The organism is Deltaproteobacteria bacterium (assembly GCA_018668695.1).
Taxonomy (GTDB): domain Bacteria; phylum Myxococcota; class XYA12-FULL-58-9; order XYA12-FULL-58-9; family JABJBS01; genus JABJBS01.
Window position 1 is genome coordinate 1 of sequence record JABJBS010000220.1, and the last position, 5,070, is coordinate 5,070.

The window sequence follows — 5,070 nt, forward strand, 5'->3', positions numbered from 1 at the left end:
GATAGAAGCATATAATCGGTCATCAGAGTGCTCTGTAGACGATATCAGCGGACAAGTCGCAGCGTGGTTAACTCTTCCTATCTTGTATAATTCTCAGGCCGAAATTGAGCAGGCTCGAGCGCATTATAGTTCTGGGCTAGATGCACTGCTTAAATCGTATAAGGTTGATGACCTAAGAGATTTAACACCGGCACTTCAGGTCGCTTCACATCGCAGTAACTTCCAATTGGCCTATCAGCAAAAAGATGATGTGACTCTCCAGAAAAAATATGGGCAGTGGGTGAGTGATGTGTTTCTTCGACATTTTGGAGAAATGAAACCGCGCCGAGAACCACCCAATAAACGTATCCGCGTAGGCTTCATATCCTCGTACTGGTGGCGGCACACCATCGGGAAGTTGTTTAGAGGCTGGGTGGAAGAACTAGAGAGCGATGAATTTGAGATCATAGTTTACCATCTTGGGACGCGGCAAGATGAGGTGACTCAATCTCTTGCGTTGGCAGCAGACACCTACGTCAATATTCAGGGGCTTGATGCGCAAGTGAAGCGGATCAAAGAAGACGCTGTGGATGTTCTGATTTATCCAGAGGTTGGAATGGATGGTGGCACGCTTGCATTAGCTGCACAGCGTTTAGCACCGGTTCAATGTGTAGCGTGGGGGCACCCGATTACCACAGGGCTGCCGACGATGGACTACTTTTTGACCAGCGAGGCAATGGAGCCAGATGAGAGTGCCACGGCCTACTCGGAGCAGCTGATAAAGTTGCCGGGCTTATCGATAGCATATAACCGCCCTGTCTTGCCGAAGCTTGTGCGCAGCCGGGAAGACTTTAAGCTACCCCAAGAAAAGGTTTTATACCTTTGCTGCCAATCGCTCTTTAAATACCTGCCAGAGAATGATGAAGTTTGGGTCAATATTCGGCGGCAGGTACCGGATGCTCATTTTGTTTTTATCCATAACAAGTCATCGAAAATCACCGAGCGATTTAAAAACCGGTTGGCAACTCAGTTTCAAAATTCAGGAGTTACCTTAAACGACTGTGTGAGTTTTGTGGGGCAGTTGGCTTTTGAGGATTATCTACAGCTCAACGGCGTGTGTGATGTTTATCTCGATAGCTTGGGCTGGTCTGGTGGGAATACAAGTTTAGAGGCTTTGGCCTGGGGGCTACCCATGGTGACACTTGCCGGAACCTGGATGCGAGGTCGCCACACATCGGCAATTTTGAATCAGATGAACATGGGTGAGTGGGTTGCGAGTGACCGTGAGGGTTACATTGAACGTGCGATCCTCCTTGGTCAAGATGCAGAACGCAGGCAGGCCGTGCGTGAATTACTCGGCGAGCGTTCCGAGCTTGTTTACGGCGATACTGAGCCAGTAAGGGCTCTCGAGGACTTTCTTCGAAAAGTATCGACTCCCGAGTAGGCGACTGTTTTGGAAGGGTTTTTTAACAATAAAAATGGGTTAGCCCCTGACTTCGCAAGTCGAGTCTGGGTATGGTGTTGAGAATTGGCCTGGGTGTTTGTTAGCCCATGGCCCATACGAGCAACATGCCCATGTTGCAGGTGCGAGTAAGAAAGGACTGAGGTCGATGAGATTTAAGTTAGTTTCATTTATAGCCAGTTTGGCCCTCGTCGGTTGCGGTACAGCAACTGTCGATATGCCTCTGGATATGGATGAAGATGGATTACTTTCCAGCGAAGAAGCAGAGCTAGGGACTGACCCTGCTAAAGCCGACAGCGATGGAGATGGAATCAGCGACGGAGATGAAGTTGCTGACTCCCTTAATCCTCTTGATCCAACCGATGGACCGTATCCTCGTGGATGGCCACGGGATGCTTGTCGAAACGACGCAGTGACGAACGTAGGAACTTCCAGCCCTTACGTTGCCGGCGAGATTACTGCCGACTTTGAACTGCCCGATCAAGACGGGAACATGGTTCGTCTTTATGACTTTTGTGCGCAGGCTATTTTATTAGTCTCCGCCGCCGATTGGTGAGGCAGCTGCCGCGCTGAGGCACCCAGCCTGGTAGGTTGGTATGAAAAGTATAAGGAAAGAGGGTTCATTATTGTAACTCTCTTTGATGGCGATGAAGGCCAGGCGATGATGAATACATGGGTTGAACGATATGGGATTAATTATCCGATGGTATTAGACGCTGGATGGAACACGACTGTGCGTTACACTGGCCCTCAAATTGGACTTCCGGCTATGACTTTGATCAAGCCAGGTCTCGAGATGGTCAAGGTAAATGGTCGAGTTTCCGAGGCGGATATCGAAGCGATTCTCCCTCTCTAAATATCGGGCGGGCTGATAACCTGCAAAAGGATACATTATGACTTCCAATGACGTGGAGAGGCTTATCAAGCCTCTCGCACTTCTATCTATATTTTTGCCTAGTCTGGCGTCAGGGCAAGATGTACCAGATGAACCCTTTGATACGGCTGAAGTGTCAACTTTAGACGAGGGTTACGGACCTCCAGCCAGCGACGATTCGTTTGCACTGCATGGCCGCTTTCGTGTGGGGACGCATACCTCCGCAATGAAATGGTCACAAACCAGTGATGACACCACTGAAACCTATCCACCTGAAGCCAGTTTCAGCCATGCTCCATTTGCCGGTCCATCCGGGATCAATGTGCAGACTGAACTATGGTGGGATGAAATCGGGGCGCTCGATATCAGCTTCTCATGGGCAACATATAACCTGAATGTAGCAGGTGAAAAGGTTGCCGACAGTGTGCTCTCGGCCATGATTGGTGTACGTGGGGGATTTGATATCACGGGAGTCATTACTGGTGAGTGGGGCGTTTGGTTTCATCACAGTGATGTGGTGGCATTTGCTTATGAAGAGGGTGCGAATCGTTCTAATGCGATAAAACAAGATTCGGCATTCGACGGCGTGCGTATTGGTGCGGCCGCTGTAGCAGATCTCGATTTTGTTGTGGCTCGGCTTGGCGTTTATGAAACGTTTGGCATCGCGCCTGTGAACACAATGATTGAGGTGGCCGGTGATATTCCGGTATTTGAGCTTGGTCCTGAAGACAACGGATACCCGGTGGTTCTTCGCTTAAGCTATACGGCAGATCTTCGCCATATTGGCGATTCTGCCGGCAATGTCACATTGAAGATCAGCGAAGTGTACCACACCTTAGGTGCAGCTTTGACCATTGAGATGGATTACCTCAACGAGCTTTTCTAAGCTGATTTACTGAGCCTCTGGAGGCGTTAAGCCGTACGCTCGGTAAAAGTTTCCTGCCAATACTGCAGCCATTTCGTCGGGACTAAAACCCGCGGCTTGCATCGCTTCTATGATTTCCCACAGATAGGCTTTCACCTTTCCCGAACTCTGCGGTCCATCGGAAGCAAAGATTGTTTGGCCCACCACACCTCGAGCTAAAGCTTCCTCTAAAATATAGTGGTAGCGAGGCGTTGTGGAATCTACCGGTTCACCATCCGCTCCAATTTCCATGGGAGAGCCGGTGGCACTGATTTCAAGCCATACGTTGTCATGGGCCTCGGCGAGTTCTAGGGCGTGATCGGTGGCGCGTTTATCAACTCCACCAACATGTGAAAGAACGAACTCAACTCGGTTGGAACCGTTGTTACCGTTGTATGCGATAATGACCGACTCCAGAGCCAGGGGATCATAATATTCAGGTTCATTCATTGCATTGGGAAAAGGGGTCGCACCAGTATGAAGGAGAACAGGCGCTCCATGCTCGGCGGCTACTTCATAAACACCTAGATAGTTCTCGTTATCGAAAGCAACGCCTTGGTGAGCATGGGCCAGCTTGATGCCTATGAACAAATCGGGACGTTGCGTAAAGTAAGACTGAAGAACATCAAGTCTTCTGTGTGAATTATCGTCTTCTTCGAAGTCATCAAAGTTGATGCTCGCCATTCCCCATGCCCACTGGCTGCCGTCCTCTTTTGCATTGCGCGGATCGATGAGGAGCTGCTCCAGAGCCTGGTTGGTCATAAACCCCGCGGTATGGTGGGTATAGGTCGCAAGCAGCACGGCACGGTCAACGCCTGCCCAATCCGTTTGCGCCTTGATACCGATATAAGGAGCCCATGGGTTGGTGATGGCGGCTGAAATTGCTGGATATGAAATGACCGTAAATGGCGGCAACTTCGACATAATAAAGTTTCGGCCGGAGCTTGTGAAATCACCAAAGAGGCCAGTGTGGAGGTGCATATCCACAACCTCAAAGTTTCGGCCGTCAATTTCAACGTTCCCCAGAGCATAAGAAGGGGCCATCAACAAAAGTAAAAGGGCGAATACAATTTTTTTCATGGGAGGTTTTCCATTGTGGTTGAAGCCGGAAGCATCACTGGAGGCTGTGTTCGTTTGATGTAAGAGGGCACAACGCCGATTTGAGTTGCGATGTTGTTATCATCGTATTGAACAACCAATCCGCATTCATAAAATGCGTACCCAAGCGTTTCATCATTGGTTGTTCCCACTGCGGTCTCGATTTGAGAACGAACCATTCCAGGAATGGCCGAACCGCTAAACCCATCTCCCTGAGTTGTATTCATAGACATCGCCCAGGCGGCGTCGTTGATTTCGAAGGCCAATTCAGACGCAAAAAAGATTTCAAGTCCAAGCTGTGGCCACGAGGCAACAATCATTCGGTTGTAGCCCATGGGCGATTCGGGCTCTCCCAGAATTGCTTTGACCTCAGCGAAAGTATCACCAATCTCAACGCCGCCTATGCCTAGGCCTTCGACGATGGCCAGAGTGCTTGGCGCATCGTCAGCGTTGGTGCCTTCGTCGTCGGCATCGGCTTGGTTGTCATCGCTCGATGGGGTGGGTGTGACTGAGCCGGTTTGCGAATCTGGGGAAGAGGGTTCCGGACTTCCCGCGCCGCAGCCAAGTAATAGGCAGGCCGCGGTGAAGGCAAGAAGAAGTGAAGGGTGTCGATGGAGCATGGCTAATCCTTGAAAGGAGTTTATCTACTTTGCGGTAGATATAAGCTTTCGCCTGTCTATACGTCAACTGAGAAGTGCAGCTTGTTGAAAAAAGAGAAGTAGCTCGGCGTGGAAGTCAGGGTGGTAGGCAAAA

Annotated in this window: 6 protein-coding genes; 4 read left to right on the top strand and 2 right to left on the bottom strand. The window is 50.0% G+C overall.

Annotation, left to right across the window (positions count from 1 at the left end; genetic code table 11):
* From HOK28_11675 to HOK28_11690, 4 genes are all read left to right on the top strand, one after another.
* A partial coding sequence (locus HOK28_11675) for a hypothetical protein (protein ID MBT6433746.1) occupies nt 1-1,423 on the top strand: 1,423 nt, incomplete at its 5' end.
* Nucleotides 1,424-1,589: 166 nt separating this feature from the next.
* Nucleotides 1,590-1,997 (top strand): hypothetical protein, encoded by a 408-nt coding sequence (locus tag HOK28_11680; GenBank protein ID MBT6433747.1) that lies wholly within the window; start codon nt 1,590-1,592, stop codon nt 1,995-1,997.
* A gap of 27 nt (nt 1,998-2,024) precedes the next feature.
* Nucleotides 2,025-2,297, top strand: coding sequence for a hypothetical protein (locus HOK28_11685; protein ID MBT6433748.1), 273 nt, complete (start codon nt 2,025-2,027; stop codon nt 2,295-2,297).
* 37 nt (nt 2,298-2,334) lie between these two features.
* The gene (locus HOK28_11690) at nt 2,335-3,201 is read left to right on the top strand and encodes a hypothetical protein (protein ID MBT6433749.1); all 867 of its coding nucleotides are present in this window, start codon (nt 2,335-2,337) and stop codon (nt 3,199-3,201) included.
* 6 nt (nt 3,202-3,207) lie between these two features.
* Here the strand turns inward: HOK28_11690 and HOK28_11695 are convergent, their stop codons facing one another.
* The gene (locus tag HOK28_11695) at nt 3,208-4,299 is read right to left on the bottom strand and encodes an amidohydrolase family protein (protein ID MBT6433750.1); all 1,092 of its coding nucleotides are present in this window, start codon (nt 4,297-4,299) and stop codon (nt 3,208-3,210) included.
* Complete coding sequence (locus HOK28_11700) at nt 4,296-4,937, bottom strand: hypothetical protein (protein MBT6433751.1); 642 nt, start codon at nt 4,935-4,937, stop codon at nt 4,296-4,298. The genes HOK28_11695 and HOK28_11700 overlap by 4 nt, the downstream gene beginning before the upstream one ends.
* Nucleotides 4,938-5,070: the final 133 nt, after the last annotated feature.

Bases quoted from the DNA above. Each gene is read 5' to 3' on its own strand.
- HOK28_11690 (MBT6433749.1), top strand. From the start codon at position 2,335: ATGACTTCCAATGACGTGGAGAGGCTTATCAAGCCTCTCGCACTTCTA.
- HOK28_11700 (MBT6433751.1), bottom strand. From the start codon at position 4,937: ATGCTCCATCGACACCCTTCACTTCTTCTTGCCTTCACCGCGGCCTGC.
- HOK28_11695 (MBT6433750.1), bottom strand. From the start codon at position 4,299: ATGAAAAAAATTGTATTCGCCCTTTTACTTTTGTTGATGGCCCCTTCT.
- HOK28_11680 (MBT6433747.1), top strand. From the start codon at position 1,590: ATGAGATTTAAGTTAGTTTCATTTATAGCCAGTTTGGCCCTCGTCGGT.